This window comes from Paenibacillus illinoisensis NBRC 15959, assembly GCF_004000925.1.
Taxonomy (GTDB): Bacteria; Bacillota; Bacilli; order Paenibacillales; family Paenibacillaceae; genus Paenibacillus; species Paenibacillus illinoisensis.
This window is the reverse complement of the sequence record NZ_BIME01000021.1, coordinates 1-22,968: the sequence shown is the minus strand read 5'-3', so window position 1 is coordinate 22,968 and position 22,968 is coordinate 1. Positions and strand designations below refer to the sequence as shown.

The window sequence follows — 22,968 nt, the reverse complement described above, 5'->3', positions numbered from 1 at the left end:
AAATCATTAATGAAATTGGATCAAGCTTATTCTGGTAACGTATTTATTTGCAGTTCCGAGGATTATGAGAATTCCAAAGCGGTCATCTACGGAATGCCAATGGACTATACTGTCAGCTTCCGTCCGGGTTCCCGGTTCGGTCCTTCTCATATCCGCCAAGCCTCGGTTGGACTTGAAGAATACAGCCCGTACCTCGACAAGAGTATTGTCGATATGACCTACTTTGACGCTGGAGATCTGCTCTTACCTTTCGGTAACGCAGGACGCAGCCTTGAAGTGATCAACGAGTATATCGGCAGCCTGCTGGCTGATGACAAATTCCCGATCGGTCTTGGCGGGGAGCATCTGGTCACTTGGCCAGTGATCCAACAAATGTACAAGAAATATCCGGACCTCATCCTGATTCATATTGATGCACATGCAGACCTTCGTGAAAGCTATGAAGGTGAGCCGTTGTCCCACTCGACGCCAGTACGCAAAGCAGCTGAGCTGATGGGCGGCAAAAATATTTATCAATTCGGAATCCGTTCCGGCTCCCGTGAAGAGTTCCAGTATGGCCGGGAGAACATTAACTTCTACCCGTTTGAAGTCGCAGCTCCAATGAAGGAAGCTCTTCCCAAAATGGGCAATCGTCCAGTGTATGTGACCATTGATATCGATGTGCTTGATCCATCGGCTGCTCCAGGAACAGGTACAGCGGAAGCGGGCGGCATCACGTCCAAAGAACTGCTTGAAGCCGTCCACATGATTGCCGGATCGGATGTGAATGTAGTTGGCTGTGACCTGGTTGAGGTAGCGCCAATCTATGATCCAACACAACAGACACAGATTGTAGCTGCTAAGCTGATCCGTGAGATGCTGCTTGGCTTCGTGAAGTAATAACCTGAATAATGGTTAGAACATAACACTCTCTTTCTGCGCGGATCCAATTTTGCGTAGGGGAGGGTGTTTTCGTTATCAGGCCACTTGTAAAGGATGCTCCACAATCCTGTTTTAGCGAGTGGAATATTTGATTGGGTGGGGTTCACTTCATTGAACCTCGGCCCACGACTATGTTATACTGGCTACAACGTAATAGGTAATATATCAAATTATTGATGTATTACATCAGGGAAGTATATGGTGGTCTGGTTCGGCCATACACTATAAAAAGAGTCCTTGTCGTTGGTAGCGACAAAGACTCTGAGGACCAGAAAGGCTGTGGACTGCCACGGCGTGCATTAAACTTAATAGCTTAGTTCAAGCGAAACCCACCGTCAGGCTCCAACCTATGAGGTGGGTTTTCGCTTGTTACGAAACTTTTTACGCAACCAACGGTATAGCCTTCGTACACTCAGTACCAGACTGAGAATCGCAGCAATCCACCGGATCACATCAAGCAACGCCACAAGCTTGACCATCGACGTCACCCCCTCTCGGGAAGCTGCGCCGTGGTCATGAAAACATCCACCGTAATTCAGAGTCCTTAACATCAATTATAGCACGTATGTTCGCATGACTCTACCATTTATTGCATACCATGAATGCCTGGCTCTTCAAGAACAATTTAACGAGTGGGGTGAATCTATCAATGATATATAATATTGGGTATAGGGAAAGGTGGATGTCTATGCAAGCGATTCTGGCTCACTTGAGTATGGTTCCAAAGTGGTTTAGCTCTGTTCTTGTGATATTTATAATCAATCTTATATTCATGATGACGGTATTTTTTAATCTGACCTGGCTGTTGTGTAACCTGGCAATGCTTTTTGCAGCATATAGTATTCGGGAATTCAGATACAACAAATTAAATTTTGGATTATGTCTGTTTCTTAGTATCAGTTTTGTTATTATTGCGATGAAGACATATCCCCTTTAATTTAGGTTATCCATACGTTTACGAACGACCACCCTTATCTACAAGATACCAATCGTAGGTGAAGGTGGTTTTTTTATTGCAGTAATGTCATTGGTGATAGACCAATTGTTACTTTAGAACGTGCAAATTCGGGTAAAACATAGAAGGAGGTGTCGCGATGACAATAAAGAGTGCGATCACATGGAAACGGATTGGGACATTGGCATTATCCTTAACGCTGGCTTGGGGATTGGGGCCGGTTTATGCACAGTCCGGTGTAAGTGCTGCTGCAGCCTCATCCACTTGTGGAAGTGGGGATCATGGATTGTCTGCTACATTGAAGAAAGGCAGCGGTGTAGAAGACCAGCATCTGCAGTTTACAGACATTGATTTCCTGAACAACACAACGGGTCGTGCTGCTGGGGAGGGGTTCCTGATTGGCACCTCGAATGCGGGTTGTACATGGCAATCCATCTATACTGGACAATGGCAGTTCATGCAGATCAATTTTCCGAATAACGTAAATGGATTTGCCTTAGCGCAAATGAAGGATTCTGCCAAGACGTATCTTATTCGCACGACAGATGGGGGATCACAATGGAACCAACTTGATACCCCTGGCATGCAGTTCAAGCGAATTGATTTTAAAAATAAAAACGAAGGTTACGGCTACACCTATAATGGCGCGTATCGGACACAAGACGGCGGATCAAGCTGGATTAAAATCCATACCCCCGCAAATACGAGATCGGTGGCTTTCGCTACAAATAAACAAGGCTATGCTGTACAAGTTGTACCGGGCTTGGGATATCAGCTACTCCGGACAACAGATGGGGGTAAGAACTGGACAACCTCTCTCAAAGTCGCTTCGGCTACATGGAATGGGGCAGATCTATATGCAAACGGGAAGCAGGTATGGGCTGTCCTGTATGGTGATGCAGGCATGTCTCAACAATCATATTCCCTATATGCAAGCGGGAATGAAGGCAGAAGCTGGAGGCAGGTTTTTGCTCAGTCGACAGCAGGCGGAGGCCCTGCACCGGGTGGCAGCAATATCGGGAAAGGAAAAGGCCCGGCAGACCCAGGGGGCCATCCTGGAAACATGTCGCTAATCGGAGACCAGGCTGCTTATCTCTCAGGTGGATCTCCTGCTGCTGGTAAAGTGGGTATTGGGCGTTCGTATGATGCAGGTTCCACGTGGGAAAATATCGATCTGAAGGATCTGGGTTATAGCTCGCGGATCTCATTCCCATCAGCCCAAACAGGTTGGCTCGTTGTAACAAGTGACAACTCACCTGCCGTCTATCAAACGACAGATGGGGGAACTTCTTGGGTACAAAAAATGTTGTTACCTTCAGAGCGGGATTAAATGGCGCTTTAATTTGAAGTAACAATCAACCAAATTCATTAGTGGAAACGAAAAAAAACCATTTCGTAGCTCTATGTTCATTCTGCCCAATAAACAAGCCCTTTCCAGAGGAATTATGCTGGTAAAGGGCTTGTTTTTGTAAAAATAAAAACGGTTGAAACCTGTTTGAAAACAAGTTATTGTAAGCGATAACAACACATTTTGGGAGGTTGAAATAATGGTTGGTGTTACTTTAAAGGCGAATTCAGATCAAGGATTAATAAATCGCAATATATACGGTCACTTTTCTGAACATTTGGGACGTTGTATTTACGAAGGGATTTGGGTAGGGGAAGATTCACCTATTCCGAATACGGAAGGGATACGCAATGACGTGCTGGCGGCACTGCAGAAGCTGAATATTCCGGTACTTCGCTGGCCGGGTGGTTGTTTTGCTGATGAATATCACTGGAAGGATGGCGTAGGTCCAAAAAGTGAACGTGCACGCATGATTAATACGAACTGGGGCGGCGTGGAAGAGAATAACCATTTTGGAACACATGAATTCCTAAGATTATGTGAGCTGTTAGGAACAGAACCATATATCAGTGGCAATGTGGGTAGCGGAACCGTCCATGAAATGCAGCAGTGGGTCGAATACATTACGTTTGACGGGGAATCTCCCATGGCCAACTGGCGCAAGGATAATGGTAGGGATAAGCCATGGAAACTGACTTACTTTGGTGTGGGTAATGAAAACTGGGGATGTGGAGGTAACATGCGTGCCGAGTATTACGCGGATGAGTATCGTCGGTATGCTACATATGTACGTAATTATTCTGATAATCAGATCTATAAGATTGCCTGTGGTCCCAACGAGGACAACTACCACTGGACAGAAGTATTGATGCGTGAAGCGGGACAGCACATGAACGGCTTAAGCCTTCATTATTATACTTTGCCGACGGGAGTGTGGAATGATAAGGGCGAATCTACCGGATTTGATGATCAAGCCTGGTTCCAGACCCTGAAGCGTACATTGCGCATGGAAGAATTGATCGTGAAGCATTCCGAGATTATGGATAAATATGACCCGGATGGCAAGGTGGGACTTATTATTGATGAATGGGGAACCTGGTACAACGTCGAGCCAGGGACGAATCCAGGATTCCTGTATCAGCAAAACACAATGCGGGATGCGCTGGTGGCTGGCATTAACCTGAACCTGTTCAATCGCTACAATAAACGGGTGCAGATGGCCAATTTGGCACAGATCGTTAACGTACTGCAGGCTCTGGTCCTGACAGAAGGCGAGCGTATGCTGCTCACCCCAACATATCATGTGTTTGATATGTATCAGGTTCATATGGATGCACAGCGGTTGGAGCTGAACTATGAGAGCCCTGGATATACGCTTGGTGAAGATACCATTCCTCAGCTTAGCTTGTCCGCTTCCCGCAGTAAGGACGGCGTGATTCATGTAACGGCATGCAATCTCAGTCACACAGATGAACTGGAAGTGGTATGCCAGCTTGAAGCTGCAGAATCTTCTTCCGTCTCTGGTCGAATTCTGCATCATGCCGATTTTGGTGCATTCAATACATTTGAAGATCCGAACAAGGTTGAGCCAACGGATTGGAAGGGTGTTACCCTGGTTAATCAGGAGTTGCGTTTTGTCCTGCCGCCTGCATCTGTAGGGGTACTTGCAATCCAGGAGTAATGCGATGAGCACATCTGATTCAAATCATTTTGGGGCTAAGCAGGAGTCATGTAAGGGATGCAGTGATCAGCATGCTGTCAACATCAGTGATTCCAAAATGGCCCGATTGGTGGAGATTGCATCGCGTTCACGCCCTGTCGTTCAGGATGAGGAATATAAGAGGCGATTATCTACCTGTGCAGACTGCCCAGGACTGCAATATGGCACTACCTGCCGCTATTGCGGCTGTCTGGTCCAGGTTCGTGCCAAGCTGGTAGAATCGATCTGCCCGTTTCCTTATGAATCCAGGTGGTCGAACCTTTAACGTTTGATTTCATTATAATGTAACAAAGCAGGGCTGCACTTTTAGGGTGTAGCTCTGCTTTTTTTGATGATATGGGACAAAAACTCTGAATTTGGATTTGAATTGAGCGGGTGAACTGGATATAGTTATACAGTAGAGTGTAGGATAGAGAGCTATCCGGTAATATTAGCGCGTATAGCGGTACTCGAATTCGGGAAGGGCTGTTCTCACCGGTCCTGCCCGATTTTGCGCCGCCTCGAATATATTGGAGGTTAACATTCATGTCGAACATGCGACCGGTTCAGATCCGGCTGCACAGCCGTTATGAAGGCGAAGATGTGCTGCAGGAAATGAAGGGTGAAGCCGTGTTGAAGGGTTCTGTGCTCTACGTTCGTTACGAAGAGCCGCAGGCTGGACCTGAGGGCGGTATTACTCGAACAACATTGAAGCTTGGTGGACAATCCCTCAAGATTATACGCCATGGTGAGGTGGAATCGGAGCAAACGTTTGAAATGAATCGCAAGCTCCCAGGTTTTTACCGATCACCTTACATGTCATTTACCCTGTCCACGCATACACATAAGCTGGACCTTTCCATACAGGGATTGAGCGCACGCGCAGCGTGGAGCTATGACTTTTACCGCTTTGACGAAGAAGCCGGACATTTTGAGATCAGTTTGCACATACAGGAGGAACCAATTTCATGACACGTAATCCACTAGATACGATTAACGAACGGGTAAGTACCGCGATCGGCAATGCTGTTGTTGCTGCCGGCCTCGTTACGCAAGAGGAACTGCCAGCCATCACACTTGAAGTGCCGCGTGACAAGTCGCACGGGGATTTGGCGACCAATGCAGCCATGCAGCTGACCAAGATTGCCAAGCGCAATCCACGCCAGATTGCAGAAGAGATCATTGCGAATCTGAACCTTGTGGAAGCTGGAATCGAGAAGGCAGAGATTGCCGGACCAGGATTTATCAACTTCAAATTGGACAAGAGCTACCTTTACCCGGTGCTTGAACTTGTTCATGAACAAGGTGAGAACTACGGACGGATCAATGTCGGCGAAGGGCGCAAGGTCGAGATGGAGTTTGTCAGTGCGAACCCGACAGGCAGCTTGCATCTGGGACATGCCCGTGGAGCGGCTGTGGGTGATGCGCTCTGCAACATCCTTGATTATGCCGGGTATGACGTAACACGTGAATACTACATTAATGATGCGGGTAACCAGGTGTTTAACCTGGCACGTTCCATTGAAGCGCGTTATTTGCAGGAGCTCGGTCAGGATGCCGAGATGCCGGAAGATGGTTACCACGGCGAGGATATCAAAGGATTTGCCAAGGAGCTGGTAGCCGAAAAGGGAGACAGCTTGCTGTCGATGCATCCAGGTGATCGTGCTGCCTATTTCCGTGACTATGGTCTGGAGAAAGAGCTCGATAAAATCAAGCGCGACCTGAATCGCTTCCGCGTTAACTTCGACATCTGGTTCAGCGAGACTTCTCTGTACGATAATGGGGAAGTGCTTCGTGTCCTTGACGAATTGCGTGATCGTGACGAAATTTACGAAAAAGACGGAGCAACTTGGCTGAAAACCATGCAATATGGTGACGACAAAGAACGTGTATTGATCAAAAACGATGGCACATACACGTACCTGACGCCGGATATTGCATATCACCGTGACAAGTACTCCCGTGGATATGACACGATGATCAACATTTGGGGAGCTGACCACCATGGATATATTCCACGGATGAAAGCAGCAATGCAGGCACTGGGTAATGACCCATCCAAGCTGGTGGTATTGATTGCACAGATGGTGAGCTTGTTCCAGAACGGCGAAAAAGTGAAGATGTCGAAGCGTACCGGTAAAGCGGTAACGATGGAAGATCTGATGGATGAAGTGGGTATTGATGCGATCCGCTACTTCTTCACGATGCGCAGCATGGATTCCCATCTGGACTTTGATATGGATCTCGCGATTTCGACGTCCAATGAGAACCCGGTATTCTATGTACAATATGCACATGCCCGCGTATGCAGCGTATACCGTCAGGCTGAAGAGCAGGGTATTGAGCTGCTTCCGCTGGCACAGATTGACCTGTCCAAGCTGAATACGGAACATGAATTCGATCTTCTTCGCAAAATGGGCGAGCTGCCTGAAGAGATTGCCGCAGCAGCTACCGGATATGCGCCTCATCGCATGATCCGTTATGTATATGAGCTGGCTTCATTGTTCCACAGCTACTATCGTGCTGAACGCGTCATTACCGAAGACGCGGGTCAAACCCAAGCGCGTCTGGCGCTGATTGGTGCTGTTCGCACCGTCATCGCGACAGCGCTCCGTCTGGTTGGCGTATCCGCACCAGACAAAATGTAAACCGTAAGGCCAAGCATCGCAGCAGCGGCTTGGCCCATGGCAAAAAGTCTCCATGCATCACGCCTGCTATGCAGCGTGGACATGGAGACTTTTTTGCTGTGCCCGGTGCTCCATCCCGCCAAGGCTTGGCGGACCAGCCGGGCACCGAGCCAGCCAGCCTGCCAAAGGCTGCTGCTGGCAAGACCCCAGGGGCAGTGGAAATACGCAGCTGCCCCATCACCCGCCGCCCTCCTGCATCAGCCGGAGTGCGTCAATCTCGCCACCGCGCACTTTGCTCTTCGCGGTGGTGGACTTGCGTGCGCGCAGCGGAACGGTTGCGCGCTTGACCAGCGCCTTGATCTCGCTGGGCGAGAGACCCGGATGTTTCGCGAGCAGCAGCGCAATAGCGCCGCTCACATGGGACGTAGCCATGGATGTGCCACTCATCTCATGGTGCTTGCCCTGCACCCAGGAAGAGATGATCTTGTCGCCAGGGGCATAGACATCCACATATGCGCCGCGGTTGCTGAAGGATGCAATCCGCCGATTTTTGTCGGTGGCTCCCACCGAAATGGTCTGCGGATAACGTGCAGGATAATCGATGCTGCGGCGTTTGCCGTCATTTCCTGACGAAGCGACAATGACGATGCCAGCCTGATGTGCACGGTTAACCACATCAAGGAGTGCCTTGCTGCGGGTTTTCATGCCGAAACTCATATTGATAATATCGACCCGGTTACGCACACACCAATCGATGCCCAGTACAATGTCAGAGACATAGGCGGAACCGTTATGGTCAAATGCCTTGACCGGATAGATCAGGGAACGTGGAGCCACACCGATCATGCCTTCCGTGCTATTCGCTGCGGCGATCGTTCCGGCAATATGGGTACCATGACCGTTGTCGTCATGAGGAAGCAGACTGCGGTTTAACAGGTTGATCCCGCGAGCCAGGGAGTATCTGAGATCAGGGTGGTGATAATCGGCACCTGTATCGATCACGCCGATTTTGATCCGGTGTCCTGTGGAGACGGACCATACTTTCGGTGCACGAATCTGCTTCACTCCCCATGGAACCCCTTGAGCTGTGGCCGGCTTGTTGTGAAGTGCTGTTGCATGAAGGGAGATTTGCATATCTTCCTCTACAGTAATCTCATCACGGTATGGATCCAGAACCTCCGGACAATGGATCGGAGCGATAATGGAGCGGGCCAGCCGTGAGGATCGTACCATGCTAAGATGAGTATGCTCATTCCGCATCCGCGAGAGCTCAAGCAGACAGGCTTCATACTGTCCAGGTTTGGCGAACCGGATCAGATATCGCCCTGCCTGTTCCGGTTCAGGACGTTGCATTCCTTCAACTAATTGATGCAAAAAACCAGTATAGTCCATTATGGGCTGCCCCCTTCGGGATGAACATGCTGAGGTATTCTATGAATGCGTTCATCCCGCCGCATGGGGAACTTGCCCTTTTTTTACAAAAAGACGTTCTCTCCGTGTCAAAACGGGCGCAGGGACATATGATGGATGGAGGGCTAGAGGGCTCTTGCGGGGACCCTGGCGAGGAGCGATCCTTCAGGGGTATACAGTCAGAAGGCGGAGGGGACTCCGTCTTTTTCATTTTTCGCTAACTTTTACAGAATCGACATATTTGCAAACGGGAAGCACAGCACCTTGAATTTATATCAAATGCCTACATAAAAACTTGCTTTTTACCGCTAAATAGGTTTTACTTAGGTTTGTTAATGGATATGTTATACGTAACAGTCCAGCTCGTAGGGATATAAAGTGAATTATGTGTGAGAGGAAGTGTCTGTCAGTGAGTACCTCGCTCAATTTGAAAATTGATAAAGAGAAGGTAAGAGAGATTCCTTTGGTTGACCTTGCCTTTATGGTGCTGAAAGCGGCCAATACGCCGTACTACTACCGTGATTTGATGAATGAGGTAGCGAAACAGCGCGGAATGACTGATGAAGAAATCAACGAGTTTATCGCCCAGCTATATACCGAGATCAATATCGATGGCCGTTTTGCCTGCGTCGGTACAAGTCTTTGGGGATTGAAACGCTGGTATCCAGTAGGTGGAACAGAAGACTCCATGACGGGTGCGAAGCGTCCGCGCATCATCAACGATGAAGACGATGATCTGGAAGATGAGGACTTTGGCGAAGAGGAAGACAGCTACAACAGCGACGAAGACTTCGACAATGCCAATGACGATCAAGATGATGATGACGACGATGACGATGACGATGACGACATCTTTGATGAAGATGACAGCGATGAAGAAGTTCTGGTTGAAGATGATGATTTGGATGACGAAGACCTCGATGAAGACGATGAAGATGAGTCCGAAGACGAGGATGATTTTGACGACGATTCCGATAAGTAACCGTCATTTTTGACGTCGATAATTTACCCGTTTTCCCCAGATAGTCAGCCTTGACAGCGAACGGGGTAACGGGTAAACTATTGCATGGGCTTATGAATGAGCGAGAATATATTTATGTTTTTTATAAAAAGTGCCCCGTCCTGCGGGAGTACTTTTTTTTGTATTTTTAGAGGCAGAATATTGCAAAATGATTGATTTCCGCACGCTCCCGGCCAAACATCCGTGGCCCATTTTTTGTATATAAAAAAACGTCGTCAAGAGATGGGTTGATGCCATCTTGGGGACAGGCATGGATGTTTGGCTTTCGGAAAATTTGCACCATTCTTAGCTGTAGAACAAGGTTTACACACGGTCTTCGCACAAAAGAGCAGTACGCAGATGCAGGGAATTTCTGCCATTGCTCTTTTTAACGATGATTACCTGGGAAACGGGTTACGATAACACCATATATCGCCTGAATTTCTGCATTTATATTAGGAGGGTAATAACAGTGACAAAGTATATTTTCGTGACGGGCGGAGTTGTGTCCTCCCTGGGTAAAGGGATCACGGCTGCCTCGTTGGGCAGACTGCTGAAAAACAGAGGTCTCAAGGTAACTATTCAAAAATTTGACCCATACATCAACATTGACCCGGGAACAATGAGTCCTTATCAGCACGGTGAGGTTTTTGTAACGGATGATGGCGCGGAAACGGATTTGGACCTTGGTCACTATGAACGTTTTATCGATATCAACCTCTCCAAAAACAGCAACGTCACGACGGGTAAAGTGTATTCCTCCGTTATTAGCAAAGAGCGGCGCGGAGAATACCTCGGCGGTACGGTACAAGTTATTCCGCACATTACGAACGAGATCAAGGAGCGCGTATTCCGCGCTGGACGTGAAGCAGGTTCGGATGTTGTTATTACAGAGATCGGCGGAACTGTAGGCGATATCGAGAGCTTGCCTTTCCTGGAAGCTATTCGTCAGATCAAGAGTGATGTTGGCCGTGACAACGTAATGTATATCCATGTAACGCTGATTCCTTACATCAAGGCAGCTGGTGAAGTGAAAACCAAACCAACCCAGCACAGCGTGAAAGAATTGCGCAGTATCGGTATTCAGCCAAATGTGATTGTATGCCGTACAGAGTACGAGCTGTCTAAAGACATGAAAGCCAAAATCGCTCTCTTCTGTGACATTGATGAAAATGCCGTAGTTGAATGTCGCGATGCAAGCACGTTGTATGAAGTACCTTTGAACCTGCGTGAAGAAGGTTTGGATGAAATCGTGGTAAATCACCTGAAGCTGACCACTCCTGCACCGGATATGAGCGAGTGGGAAGGGCTGGTTGACCGCATCAGCAAATTGCAGCGTACAGTTGAGATTGCCATTGTTGGTAAATATGTAGCACTGCACGATGCTTATTTGAGTGTTGTTGAATCCCTGTCTCATGCAGGATTTGCATCCAATGCAGATGTGAAGATTCGCTGGATCCATTCCGAAGATATCACTGACGAGAACGTAGGCGACCTGCTGCATGGTGTTGGCGGTATCCTTGTTCCGGGTGGTTTCGGAGATCGTGGTATCGAAGGTAAAGTGTCAGCGATCCGTTATGCCCGTGAGAAAAATATTCCATTCTTCGGTATTTGCCTGGGTATGCAGGTTTCCGTAATCGAATATGCACGTTCCATTGTGGGCCTGAATGGTGCGAACAGCTCCGAGATTAACCCGGCTACCGAATTCCCGGTAATCGACCTGCTGCCAGAACAAAAAGATATCGAAAATCTGGGCGGTACAATGCGTCTGGGTCTATATCCTTGTAAGCTGCAAGAAGGTTCTTTGGCTATGGCATGTTATGATGACGAGCTGGTATATGAGAGACACCGTCACCGGTATGAGTTCAACAATGAGTACCGTGAAGCGATTGAAAAAGCAGGTCTGGTCATCTCCGGTACATCTCCGGATGGCCGTCTGGTTGAGATCGTGGAACTTCCGGGACACCCATGGTTCCTGGCTGTACAATTCCATCCGGAATTTACATCCCGTCCGAACCGTCCACAGCCATTGTTCCGTGAATTCGTAAAAGCTTCTTTGGAAAATGCAGAAAAATAATATCAAGTTTACCCGATAATGTAGAGGGGTGTTTGCCGATTGGCCTGTGTTTGCAGGCTGGTGCGGTGAGCACCTCTTTTTTTGTTTCTGCAATAGCTCCCATGCAAGTGTGACAGGGATAAAATGTTTGCTGTAATTTGTACGTGGGGCAGGATTTTAATGGGAAGGGTAGAATACTTATCATGACGACTATGGGATAGTTATCCAGATTCGGAGAAATACATGCTTTCCTAAAATCCAGGAGGTTACAGAGTGGAAAATAAAAAAGTGTTAATCGTTGATGACCAGAACGGGATTCGAATCCTCTTAATGGAAGTATTCAGCAGTGAGGGATATAACACATTCCAGGCTCCCAATGGCAAGATAGCTCTGGAAATTGTGAATACAGATAAACCTGATCTAGTGTTGCTCGATATGAAGATTCCAGGCATGGATGGCCTTGAAATTTTGAAGCATATCAAGGAAATTGATCCGGATATCAAAGTTATCATGATGACAGCTTATGGCGAACTGGACATGATTAAGGAAGCTACTGATCTCGGTGCACTTATGCATTTCACGAAGCCGTTCGATATTGATGAAATGCGCGTGGCCGTCAACATGCAGCTTCGCAATGATACGGCGAATAGGTGCAGCTGAATCCTGTGAATACAGGATTTTTTTGTCTGTGCTCTATAGGGCATGTACTTCTTGGGGGCAATGGGTATTTCGACCAATTAACGAGGGAATATTGGAAATGGGAGCGGCTTCATGCGGTGTCTATGAAAACTGTGCTGCAAAGCACAGCATTTTTGCAAATGCTTGTTTAGTATTTGACATGGGATGTGGTATAATAAGCCCGTATGTGATTTCGGCTAAAAACCATAGACACAACCCAAACCCTAGGAGGATTGAAACCATGCCATTAGTTTCTATGACAAACATGTTGAACAAAGCACTTGAAGGAAAATATGCAGTTGGTCAATACAACATCAATAACCTTGAGTGGACTCAAGCGATTCTTGCAGCTGCAGAAGAAGAGAAATCTCCTGTAATCCTTGGTGTATCCGAAGGTGCAGCACGTCACATGGGTGGCTTCTACACAGTAGTTAAAATGGTAGAAGGACTTATTCATGACATGAAAATCACCGTTGAAGTTGCGATTCACCTGGACCACGGTTCCAGCTTTGATAAATGTAAAGAAGCAATCGATGCCGGATTCACTTCCGTTATGATCGACGGTTCCCACCACTCCATCGACGAGAACATTGAAATGACGAAAAAAGTCGTTGAATATGCACACGCTAAAGGCGTTTCCGTTGAAGCTGAAGTAGGTACTGTTGGCGGCCAGGAAGATGACGTTATCGGCGGCATCCAATACGCTGACTTGAACGAGTGTATCCGTATCGTCAAAGAAACAGGTATCGACACATTGGCACCAGCTCTGGGTTCCGTACACGGTCCTTACCAAGGCGAGCCAAACCTCGGCTTCAAAGAAATGGAAGAAGTTCGTGATGCGGTACAAGTTCCACTCGTATTGCACGGTGGTACAGGTATTCCTAAACATGACATCGATAAAGCCATTTCCCTGGGTACTTCCAAAATTAACGTAAACACGGAGAACCAAATTTCGTTCACAAAAGCGGTTCGTGAAGTGCTTGCAGCTAAACCAGATGCTTACGATCCACGTACGTTCATCGTACCAGGCCGTGAAGCAATCAAAGAAACCGTTAAAGGTAAAATCCGCGAGTTTGGTTCCAACAACAAAGCGTAATTTATCTTTACCAGTTCCATACTGTGAAGTGGAAAGAACACCGCCTAGCCGGTGTCTTTCCATTTTCACACCTTATTTCACGTAGGGAGCCATCAGCACGTCATGCCGTTCATCGGCTGCAAAACACGTAGGGGGACATTAAGCTTTATGGAAAAATTGATGATTAGTGGCGGACGTCCGTTACAGGGGACTGTAACCATAAGCGGCGCCAAGAACAGCGCCATTGCGCTTATTCCTGCAGCATTGCTTGCCGAATCAGAGGTCGTGCTGGATAACCTGCCACTTTTGAGTGATGTGGCGGTTTATGCGGAAATTTTGGAGGAACTCGGAGCTCGTGTATTCTGGGAAGGCAGTCAGATGAAGATCGATCCTTCCGATATCAAATCTATACCTATGCCGAATGGTCCCGTGAAGAAGCTGCGTGCTTCGTATTATATGATGGGGGCATTGCTTGGAAGATTCAAAGAAGCAACAATTGGTTTGCCTGGAGGTTGTAACTTTGAGCCTCGTCCGATTGACCAACATATCAAAGGTTTTGAAGCGCTTGGCGCAACGGTAACGAACGAACATGGATCCATCCATCTGCATGCCAAAGAGCTGCGTGGAGCTAAGATTTACCTGGATGTAAGCAGTGTAGGTGCAACCATTAACATTATGCTGGCGGCAACACGTGCCAAAGGCTCTACAATTATCGAAAACGCGGCTAAAGAGCCTGAGATTATAGATGTAGCAACACTTTTGAATTCAATGGGTGCCAGCATCAAGGGTGCGGGTACTGAAACGATTCGTATTGAGGGCGTGTCGGAGCTCAAAGGCTGCCGTCATTCCATTATCCCGGACCGCATACAGGCGGGTACGTATATGATCGCCGCAGCGGCAACGCGCGGTAATGTTTTGATCGACAATGTCATTCCCAAACATCTGGAGGCGTTAACTGCCAAATTGCTGGAGATGGGTGTGGGCATTGAAGAGATGGATGAGAGTATTCGTGTCATTGGACAACCTTCCTATAGTCATGTGGATGTTAAGGCACTGGTGTATCCGGGATTCCCGACCGATTTGCAGTCTCCGATGACAAGTGTACTAACTCAAGCGACAGGCGTAAGTGTCCTGAGCGATTTTGTATACAGCAATCGATTTAAGCATGTGCCAGAACTGGTGCGTATGGGCGCCAAGATTCGAGTGGAAGGTCGTTCAGCCATCATTGAAGGCGGTGCACTGAATGCGGCCAAAGTAAAAGCATCGGATCTTCGTGCCGGAGCAGCGCTGGTCATTGCCGGTCTGACGGTTAAAGAAGGTGTGACTGAAGTGACAGGCGTCGAGTTTATTGATCGTGGCTACGACCACCTTGTCACCAACCTGCGTCTTCTTGGTGCAGATGTGTGGCGTGAAACGGAATAGCGTAAGTTACCATATTGCAAGATTGGTGACTTGACGTTATTATTTTGACAGAACTGCATAACCTTACAACAATTGGGTAAACCTATTCTAATAGAGTTCTCAGCCTCTCCGGGATAAGACGAAATGGTTTTTGTTTCCTTAACCGGAGGGTCTTTTTTTGGATCAAATATCATATGGCTGTATGAACTGACATCATTCCTTTTCCCCAAACCCCGATTTGTCTGTGCTCCATGACTGGGTACCCGGATCGAAAGCCTCGTGAATTATATGTTCACTTACAAGTGTGTAACACTGTATCATGGTCATCCCACCCGGAAACTTACACTCAACGACAAGTATTTGCATTATAACGGTTACATTCCGTACAATGGACAGAAGAGAACGCAGCTGATTTGTGTTGTTCTCCCTTAGCCGATCATCAAGCGAAACTATCCATTTCACGGACTTATTAATTGAATAGGTGGTTATTATATGGATCTACAAATTTCCGATTTGGAAGAAATGAAACTAACGGACCTCTACAAACTGGCCAAAAAATATCAGATTCCCTACTATGGCACACTGAAGAAGAAAGAATTGATTTTTGCCATACTACGAGCTCAGGCTGAACAGAGCGGTTTGATGTTTATGCAAGGTGTGCTTGAGATCCTTCCGGAAGGTTACGGTTTTCTCCGCCCGATTAACTACCTGCCTAGCACCGAAGACATTTATATATCGGCCTCGCAGATTCGTAAGTTCGATCTTAGAACGGGTGACCTCGTATCTGGTAAATGTAGAACGCCGAAGGAAAACGAGAGATATTTCGGTTTGCTGCAAGTCAATGCGGTAAACGGTGAGAATCCTTCAGCTGCTGCGGAAAGACTTCACTTCCCGGCATTAACCCCATTGTATCCGCAGAAAAAGCTGGTTCTCGAAACATCCCCCAACCATTTGTCTACACGCATTATGGATGTGCTGGCTCCTGTAGGTTTGGGACAGCGCGGATTGATCGTAGCACCTCCCAAAGCAGGTAAGACGCTTCTCCTCAAAGAAATTGCCAACAGCATTTCAACCAACAATCCAGAAATTGAACTGTTTGTCCTGTTGATTGATGAACGTCCGGAGGAAGTAACGGATATGTCTCGTTCGGTAAAAGGGGAAGTTGTGGCTTCTACGTTCGATGAGCTGCCTGAGAATCATATCAAGGTTGCGGAACTGGTGCTGGAACGTGCTCTGCGTCTGGTTGAGGCGAAAAAAGATGTAGTTATTTTGCTGGACAGCATTACGCGTCTTGCTCGTGCATATAACCTGGTTATCCCACCATCCGGACGGACGCTTAGTGGGGGTATTGACCCTGCAGCATTCCATCGCCCAAAACGTTTCTTTGGATCAGCGCGGAATGTGGAAGAGGGTGGAAGCCTGACTATTCTGGCAACAGCGTTAATCGATACGGGATCTCGTATGGATGACATTATCTATGAAGAATTTAAAGGTACGGGCAATATGGAGCTTCATCTGGACCGCAAACTGGCAGAACGCCGTATCTTCCCAGCCATCGATATTCGCCGTTCGGGTACACGCCGAGAAGAAGTGCTGCTAAGCAAGGAAGAGCTTGATACCATCTGGACCATTCGTAAAAATATGAATGACTCCCATGATTTTGTGGAAAGCTTCCTGAAAAAACTGCGCAACAGCAAAACGAATGCAGAATTTTTGGCTGCGTTTGATGCAGCGGGCAACAATACAAGCAATTCGGGGACCACAACGACTCGGCGTTCGCCGAGACAGACGGCTACCTCGGCAACAACAACTTAAAAAGTACTTTTACGCATTCGAATTTGGCAGTTCTGCTGCTGGATTTACCATAAACTCGTCGTTCGGTTTAACCCATTAGATGTGAGGAGAACATCATGTATTTAGTATACGCAGATGAAAAAGGAAATGTATTTGATCACCCATCCCTGTATGGGCTTGCCCGTAGTGGAGATATGATCGTTGAAATTATGGAGGATGAACTCATTCCTCTACCAGAGGGTGCAACTCTGGTTGGATTACCAAGCACTCGTCCCATTGGGATGGATCCAGACACTGGCGAGATGATGCCTCTTCCGAGTGATACACAGGCGGTCGGGGCTTTGCTCCCGCAAGGGTTTACTCGGCTGTGTTTGCCGGGTTATGTGAAAACGGATAAAGAGTATAAGCTTCCTTTGTTCGGGTACTCCGCAGTGGTATGGAAAGATGATGCATTCTACGTTACAGCCCGGATGTCCGATCATCCGGATCAGTGGAATCCGCTGAACTGTGACCGTGATGATGTACGTGCTGGAGTTACGCGGATGACTGAAAAGTATCCTGAGAATCGTCTGTATACCCATTTGTCTAACTGTGCACTTGGATATGAATGTCTGACATCGTCAAATACGTTCCTGAATCGTTGGGAAGGTGGAGTTCCGGTATCGTACTCCTGTAACGCAGGCTGCTTCGGGTGTATTTCGGAACAACCAGATGACAGTGGCTTTGTTTCGCCACAGACCCGAATGAATTTCCGGCCTCGTGTGGACGAAATTGTTGAGGTTATGCTGGAACATCTGAAAACACCAGAGTCCATTATCAGCTTTGGGCAGGGATGTGAAGGTGAACCGTCAACTCAGGCTAAGTTGATTATTGAGGCCATTCGTGAGGTGCGTTCCATTACGGATATGGGATATATCAACATTAACACCAACGCTGGTTTGAATGATCATATTCGGGGCATCGTGGATGCAGGGCTGGATTTGATGCGTGTGAGTACGATTAGTGCACTGGATGACCACTATAATGCGTACTACAAACCACGGGGTTATACACTTGCTAACGTGGAGAAGTCAATGAAGTATGCGGCTCAACAAGGTGTGTACACATCGATTAACTATTTGATCTTCCCAGGTGTCACGGATCGGGAAGAGGAGATTGAAGCCATGATTGAGTTTGCTCGGAGAACAGACCTGCGCTTAATTCAAATGCGGAATCTGAACATCGACCCGGAGAGTTATCTGGAACTTATCCCTCCAGCTCAAGGTGATATTCTCGGAATGAAGCAAATGATTGAGATCTTCGAAGAAGAGCTGCCTGATGTCGTTATTGGCTCGTATACACATGTTCCTCCAGCCGGGATGGCGCGTCCGAAACGACTCATCACCTCTTGATAATATTCGATTGCAACACGCATGAGGCCGTGTTATAATCTCTGAAGTTGTGCCATTTACTCTGGGTCCGCTTGAGGCTCAGGGCGGAAAGAGGTGAAAGGTAATGAAAGAAGCAATTCATCCTAAATACACGATCGGTCAAGTAACCTGCGCTTGCGGTAACACTTTTGAGACTGGTTCAGTTAAAGAAGGACTTCGTGTAGAGATTTGCTCCGCTTGCCACCCGTTCTTCACCGGTAAACAGAAGTTTATCGATGCTGGCGGCCGTGTCGATCGTTTCAAGAAAAAATACGGAATCTAATTCAGCAATTCCCTGTGAATTGTCTGCTAATTGCATCCAAGCCACCCCTGCCTATTGGCAGGGGTTTTTATATAGGGATAAAGGTTCCAGTTCACGCCTGGTTGCAATTTGGATAAGCTTACGTTATACTATTTCTTACCGTGCTAGATGGGGAGGTAGCGGTGCCCTGTAACTCGCAATCCGCTATAGCGAGGTTGAATTCCTGCTAGAGGTTTTGTCGATGTGAGGTTTGGTCCCTGAACGTGGTGTTGACGGTTGGGTCCTCCGCAATGAGTACTCATGAACCTGGTCAGGTCCGGAAGGAAGCAGCCATAAGTGAGATCACTCTTGTGCCGGAGGGTTGCCTAGCCTGAGCTGTTGTTCAGGGGTGCCACTTGGATCGCAATTATCGATAGCAGGTGCACGGCTTACCATTTGAAATTGTAGAGACCTTTGCAGTTGTATGTATGCAGAGGTCTTTTTGATATGTACAAAAAAACTACGCATCATGGGTCAGATAAAGTTTGGAATCACCCTGGAATATAGTATAATGGGGGAACGACAAAGGACTCGAATGCGAAGTGGAAGGAAGGTAACGCAACATGGAGCATATCGCGTTATACCGGGCTTGGCGTCCCCAGTCGTTTCAAGATATGGTGGGACAACAGCATATTATTCAGACCTTGCAGAACGCGATTCGTGAACAGCGGACTTCCCATGCCTACTTGTTTAACGGGCCCAGAGGAACGGGGAAGACCAGTGCCGCCAAGATTTTGGCCAAAGCTGTAAACTGCGAGCGCGGACCTGCGCCTGAGCCTTGTAACGAATGTGAAGCTTGCCGCAGGATCACGGCCGGTTCGGTAATGGATGTGCAGGAGATTGATGCTGCATCCAACCGGGGTGTTGAGGAGATCCGCGATCTTCGTGAAAAGGTTAAATATGCCCCGACGGAAGTCCGGCAGAAAGTCTATATTATTGATGAAGTGCACATGTTAACGACAGAGGCGTTTAACGCTTTGCTCAAAACATTGGAGGAGCCTCCTCCGCATGTCATGTTTATTTTGGCAACAACCGAACCACACCGCCTTCCGGCCACAATTATCTCCAGGTGTCAGCGATTCGATTTCCGCCGGGTTTCCCTAGAGGAGCAGACGGCAAGACTTACGCTGATCTGCGAACAGGAGGGTATGGAGGCTGATCAGGATGCGCTCCAATACATCGCTCGTCTGTCGGACGGGGGAATGCGGGATGCGCTCAGTGTTCTGGATCAGATCTCTTCTTTCACCGATGGAAGAGTAACATATCAGCAGGTTATGGATATGACCGGAGGAATTCCTTCAGAGCAATTTGCCAAGCTTGCCGCTTCACTGCTTAAAGGTGATGTCGGACATATTTTGCAGATGATCGAAGGATTTATGCATGAAGGCAAGAGTGCAGATAAATGTATGGAAAACTTGCTGTATTACTTCCGTGATTTACTTATGATCAAGATGGTACCGGATGCTGATAAACTGACAGACCGGGTGCTTAACCCTGAGTCATTCCGTGATATGGCAGAATCCTTCACGAAGGAACAGCTGTTCCAGATGATTGATACACTTAACCGATACCAGAGTGAGATGAAATATGCAGTACAGCCGCAAACGTTATTTGAAGTGGCTCTGCTCAAGCTGTGCAGTATACCTGCGCAGGGAGAGGTACCGAATCAAGCTGCTGTATCAGCAGGAGCGACGGCGTCCTCACAAGCTGACAGCGGCGAAATTAACCGCTTGAAACAACAGCTTGCCGAGCTGGAGAAGAAGCTGGATCGTGCGCTGAAAAGTGGCCTCTCTGGTGGAGAGGCTGCACCAAGCAGTCCTTCGCGACCGGCAACTCGTGCTCCCGTATCCAGGGGGAATGCTCCGGCGAAGCTACCTGCACAGCTGGATCAATACGTGGCGCGCAAGGGATCTCCAGAATTCGTGGAGATCAGCAGAAAGTGGAGTCAAATCCTGCAGCGTGTTAAAGAAGAGAAGGTTACGGTCCATGCCTGGTTTATGGATGGTGAGCCTGTATCTATGCTGGAAGACAATGTATTGGTTGCTTTCAAAAACAACATTCACCGTGAAACGACAGAGAAGCAGGCTAATCGTGAAGTGATTGAGCGCGTGCTATCTGAACAGCTTGGGCGTTCAGCTCGTCTGGTGACGATGATGCTTAAGGACTGGACGGGAGCCATGGAAGGAGCTGCTGAAGCGCCAAAGGAGGACTTTAAGCTTGAACCTGAGCATGAAGACGGCGGGTCAGGCAGCAAGCAACCTTGGATTGATGAAGCCATCCAGCTCTTCGGTGAAGATCTTGTAGTGATCAAGGAATAGATGTACCTAGCGCAAGCGCGCATCATTAACTATAACAAAGGAGATGAACAATCATGAACAACATGAACCAAATGATGAAGCAAGTGAAGAAAATGCAGGAGCAAATGCTGAAGGCACAAGAGGAACTGGCAGACAAAACGGTTCAAGGTACTTCGGGTGGCGGTGTAGTTACAGCTGAGGTTAACGGACACAAAAAATTGCTGTCCATTACCATTAAACCAGAAGCGGTAGATCCGGAAGATGTAGAAATGCTGCAGGATCTCGTTATGACTGCTGTAAATGATGCGATGAGCAAAGCTGATGAAATTGCTAACCAGGATATGGGCAAATTCACAGGCGGCATGAAAATTCCGGGATTGTTTTAATTAAAATTGATCCTGTCAAAGGAGACACAATCGATTGTATTATCCCGAACCGATAGCGAAACTTATTGATGCTTTTACCCGTTTGCCGGGTATTGGCCCCAAGACAGCTGCGAGATTAGCTTTTCATGTGCTTAACATGAAGGAAGATGATGTTATTGATTTTGCCAAGGCGCTTGTTAGTGTGAAGCGTAACCTTCATTATTGCTCGGTATGCTGTAATATCACAGATACCGATCCATGCCGCATTTGTCAGGATAAGTCCCGGGATGGTTCTGTCATTTGTGTGGTTCAAGATTCCAAGGACCTTGTTGCGATGGAACGTACCAAAGAATTTGATGGATACTATCATGTGCTGCAAGGTGCGATCTCTCCAATGGAGGGAATCGGCCCTGATGATATTCGGCTGAAAGAGCTGTTGACCCGGCTGAGTGATGAACGTGTGCAAGAATTGATTCTGGCAACAAATCCGAATATTGAGGGTGAGGCGACGGCGATGTATATTTCCCGTTTGGTTCGTCCGTTCGAGATTACAGTGACCCGGATAGCCCATGGACTGCCTGTAGGTGGGGACTTGGAGTATGCAGATGAAGTGACACTATCGAAGGCGCTGGAAGGCCGCAGAGAGATCCGATAAGCGTGTAAGTGCGATTAAGAGGAACATGGCTTGGTATAGAGTGAAATAGTTGAAGAATTGAATGGATTCATCCAGAGAGCCGAGAGGCTCTCTTTTTTTGTTGGCGAGAACGAAGTGCCACGGGAAATTTGTGGCTCATAGTTCTAAGTTTGTCCTTCCCTTGATAAGTATGAGAATATGCTGTGCTTAATCAAAGGGGGAGAGCTTATGTTTTTCTGGAAAAATGCAGGACGGGCAGTGGAGAAACGCACCCAAATGCAGAAGGAGCAGGAAGAAGAACAGATCTACTTGGAGATTGAAAAGGCAAAAGCGGAGTGGGAGCGTGCGGTAAGGCAGTTTGAAGAAGCGCAGGGGGAAGATGAAATTGATTATGCTATATATGTTCTGGAAGCAGCAGAGCGTAAGTACCAGATTCATCTGAAGCGGGCGAAACGGGCAGGGATGAAGAAGTCGGCTGTAATGGATCGGGGCATGAGTGTGTGATGAAAGAATAAGACAGGGAGGTGCTTAATATGAAAAGTGTGATTCTAGGAAGCGTGCTTGTGGCTTCATTACTGGCGCTTGTGATCATATTGTTCAGAAAGCGAATCGGATTGTCGTGGGTAACATCATTTGGGATACATCTGGCTTTGGCTGCGATCGGGATCTATGTTGTCAATTATTCCGGTTGGATTACGGGTGCCTACATACCTCTGAATCCTGCTACAATCGGTACAGTAAGTATTTTGGGCCTGCCAGGAGTGGGGCTTTTGCTGGGGTTGAAAATTACTTTGTTTGGGTAGTTGACTCAGTGCAGAGAATTATGGTACATTATATCTCGTTGCTTTGCTTGCTTGGTCGAGAAAATTTGAAAATAAAACAAAGGTCACTAAGAGCTTTGAAAATAAACTTCAAAAAAGTGCTTGACGAAAACAAACGAAGTATGGTATATTATAAAAGTCGCCGCTGAGAGAAAATAGTGACGACAACGAATGAAT

22 protein-coding genes and 1 other RNA gene are annotated in these 22,968 nt (G+C 47.5%); 20 read left to right on the top strand and 3 right to left on the bottom strand.

Translation table 11 applies throughout. The annotated features are described in order from the left end of the window. Positions 1–9 precede the first annotated feature (9 nt). Positions 10–879 (top strand): agmatinase, encoded by an 870-nt coding sequence (gene speB / locus PIL01S_RS28530; protein ID WP_095293470.1) that lies wholly within the window; start codon positions 10–12, stop codon positions 877–879. A 389-nt stretch (positions 880–1,268) separates the two neighbouring features. On the opposite strand, the gene PIL01S_RS30110 is transcribed toward speB, so the two are convergent. Continuing rightward, complete coding sequence (locus tag PIL01S_RS30110) at positions 1,269–1,400, bottom strand: hypothetical protein (protein ID WP_260504323.1); 132 nt, start codon at positions 1,398–1,400, stop codon at positions 1,269–1,271. 615 nt (positions 1,401–2,015) lie between these two features. Between PIL01S_RS30110 and PIL01S_RS28525 the strand changes: the two genes are divergently transcribed. From PIL01S_RS28525 to argS, 5 genes are all read left to right on the top strand, one after another. Continuing rightward, positions 2,016–3,206 (top strand): WD40/YVTN/BNR-like repeat-containing protein, encoded by a 1,191-nt coding sequence (locus PIL01S_RS28525; RefSeq protein ID WP_127541127.1) that lies wholly within the window; start codon positions 2,016–2,018, stop codon positions 3,204–3,206. Between the two features lie 217 nt (positions 3,207–3,423). Then, positions 3,424–4,905, top strand: a complete 1,482-nt coding sequence (locus tag PIL01S_RS28520; protein WP_174818740.1) for an alpha-N-arabinofuranosidase — start codon at positions 3,424–3,426, stop codon at positions 4,903–4,905. Positions 4,906–4,909: 4 nt separating this feature from the next. After that, positions 4,910–5,209, top strand: a complete 300-nt coding sequence (locus PIL01S_RS28515; RefSeq protein WP_127541123.1) for a DUF6171 family protein — start codon at positions 4,910–4,912, stop codon at positions 5,207–5,209. Positions 5,210–5,469: 260 nt separating this feature from the next. Then, positions 5,470–5,895 carry a YwiB family protein gene (locus PIL01S_RS28510; protein ID WP_095293474.1) on the top strand — a complete coding sequence of 142 codons (426 nt, stop codon included), beginning with the start codon at positions 5,470–5,472 and terminating at the stop codon, positions 5,893–5,895. Beyond that, entirely contained in the window at positions 5,892–7,571 is a 1,680-nt protein-coding gene (argS, locus tag PIL01S_RS28505) for an arginine--tRNA ligase (RefSeq protein ID WP_127541121.1), read from the top strand. Before PIL01S_RS28510 ends, argS begins: the two co-directional genes overlap by 4 nt. On the opposite strand, the gene PIL01S_RS28500 is transcribed toward argS, so the two are convergent. Continuing rightward, positions 7,519–7,788, bottom strand: coding sequence for a hypothetical protein (locus PIL01S_RS28500; RefSeq protein ID WP_127541119.1), 270 nt, complete (start codon positions 7,786–7,788; stop codon positions 7,519–7,521). The genes argS and PIL01S_RS28500 overlap by 53 nt on opposite strands. Beyond that, positions 7,788–8,942, bottom strand: a complete 1,155-nt coding sequence (locus tag PIL01S_RS28495; RefSeq protein ID WP_127541117.1) for a S8 family peptidase — start codon at positions 8,940–8,942, stop codon at positions 7,788–7,790. The genes PIL01S_RS28500 and PIL01S_RS28495 overlap by 1 nt, the downstream gene beginning before the upstream one ends. Positions 8,943–9,369: 427 nt before the next feature. Here PIL01S_RS28495 and rpoE point away from each other — a divergent pair, with 427 nt between their 5' ends. The 14 genes from rpoE (at position 9,370) to PIL01S_RS28425 (ending at position 22,773) form a co-directional block, all read left to right on the top strand. Continuing rightward, positions 9,370–9,942: a DNA-directed RNA polymerase subunit delta gene (gene rpoE / locus PIL01S_RS28490; protein WP_127541115.1), complete on the top strand. Its 573-nt coding sequence runs from the start codon at positions 9,370–9,372 to the stop codon at positions 9,940–9,942. A 490-nt stretch (positions 9,943–10,432) separates the two neighbouring features. After that, entirely contained in the window at positions 10,433–12,037 is a 1,605-nt protein-coding gene (locus PIL01S_RS28485) for a CTP synthase (protein ID WP_095293479.1), read from the top strand. Between the two features lie 252 nt (positions 12,038–12,289). Beyond that, positions 12,290–12,676 carry a response regulator gene (locus PIL01S_RS28480; protein ID WP_095293480.1) on the top strand — a complete coding sequence of 129 codons (387 nt, stop codon included), beginning with the start codon at positions 12,290–12,292 and terminating at the stop codon, positions 12,674–12,676. 259 nt (positions 12,677–12,935) lie between these two features. Continuing rightward, a complete protein-coding gene (fba, locus tag PIL01S_RS28475; protein WP_095293481.1) occupies positions 12,936–13,790 on the top strand; it encodes a class II fructose-1,6-bisphosphate aldolase in 855 nt (284 codons plus the stop codon). A gap of 147 nt (positions 13,791–13,937) precedes the next feature. Next, positions 13,938–15,191 (top strand): UDP-N-acetylglucosamine 1-carboxyvinyltransferase, encoded by a 1,254-nt coding sequence (locus PIL01S_RS28470; RefSeq protein ID WP_095362302.1) that lies wholly within the window; start codon positions 13,938–13,940, stop codon positions 15,189–15,191. Between the two features lie 471 nt (positions 15,192–15,662). Further along, a complete protein-coding gene (rho, locus tag PIL01S_RS28465) occupies positions 15,663–16,985 on the top strand; it encodes a transcription termination factor Rho (RefSeq protein WP_095293483.1) in 1,323 nt (440 codons plus the stop codon). Between the two features lie 95 nt (positions 16,986–17,080). Beyond that, positions 17,081–18,355 carry a radical SAM family protein gene (locus PIL01S_RS28460; protein WP_095293484.1) on the top strand — a complete coding sequence of 425 codons (1,275 nt, stop codon included), beginning with the start codon at positions 17,081–17,083 and terminating at the stop codon, positions 18,353–18,355. Positions 18,356–18,458: 103 nt separating this feature from the next. Then, positions 18,459–18,656 (top strand): 50S ribosomal protein L31, encoded by a 198-nt coding sequence (gene rpmE / locus PIL01S_RS28455; RefSeq protein WP_095293485.1) that lies wholly within the window; start codon positions 18,459–18,461, stop codon positions 18,654–18,656. A 138-nt stretch (positions 18,657–18,794) separates the two neighbouring features. Continuing rightward, positions 18,795–19,062: signal recognition particle sRNA large type (ffs, locus tag PIL01S_RS28450), an RNA gene on the top strand. Between the two features lie 175 nt (positions 19,063–19,237). Beyond that, positions 19,238–20,992: a DNA polymerase III subunit gamma/tau gene (dnaX, locus tag PIL01S_RS28445; protein WP_127541113.1), complete on the top strand. Its 1,755-nt coding sequence runs from the start codon at positions 19,238–19,240 to the stop codon at positions 20,990–20,992. A 53-nt stretch (positions 20,993–21,045) separates the two neighbouring features. Continuing rightward, complete coding sequence (locus PIL01S_RS28440; RefSeq protein ID WP_095293487.1) at positions 21,046–21,357, top strand: YbaB/EbfC family nucleoid-associated protein; 312 nt, start codon at positions 21,046–21,048, stop codon at positions 21,355–21,357. 34 nt (positions 21,358–21,391) lie between these two features. Continuing rightward, positions 21,392–21,991 (top strand): recombination mediator RecR, encoded by a 600-nt coding sequence (gene recR / locus PIL01S_RS28435; RefSeq protein ID WP_127541111.1) that lies wholly within the window; start codon positions 21,392–21,394, stop codon positions 21,989–21,991. Between the two features lie 255 nt (positions 21,992–22,246). Further along, a complete protein-coding gene (locus PIL01S_RS28430; RefSeq protein WP_127541158.1) occupies positions 22,247–22,474 on the top strand; it encodes a DUF2508 family protein in 228 nt (75 codons plus the stop codon). 29 nt (positions 22,475–22,503) lie between these two features. Next, on the top strand, positions 22,504–22,773 hold the full coding sequence (locus tag PIL01S_RS28425) for a pro-sigmaK processing inhibitor BofA family protein (RefSeq protein WP_127541109.1): 270 nt from the start codon (positions 22,504–22,506) through the stop codon (positions 22,771–22,773). Positions 22,774–22,968: the final 195 nt, after the last annotated feature.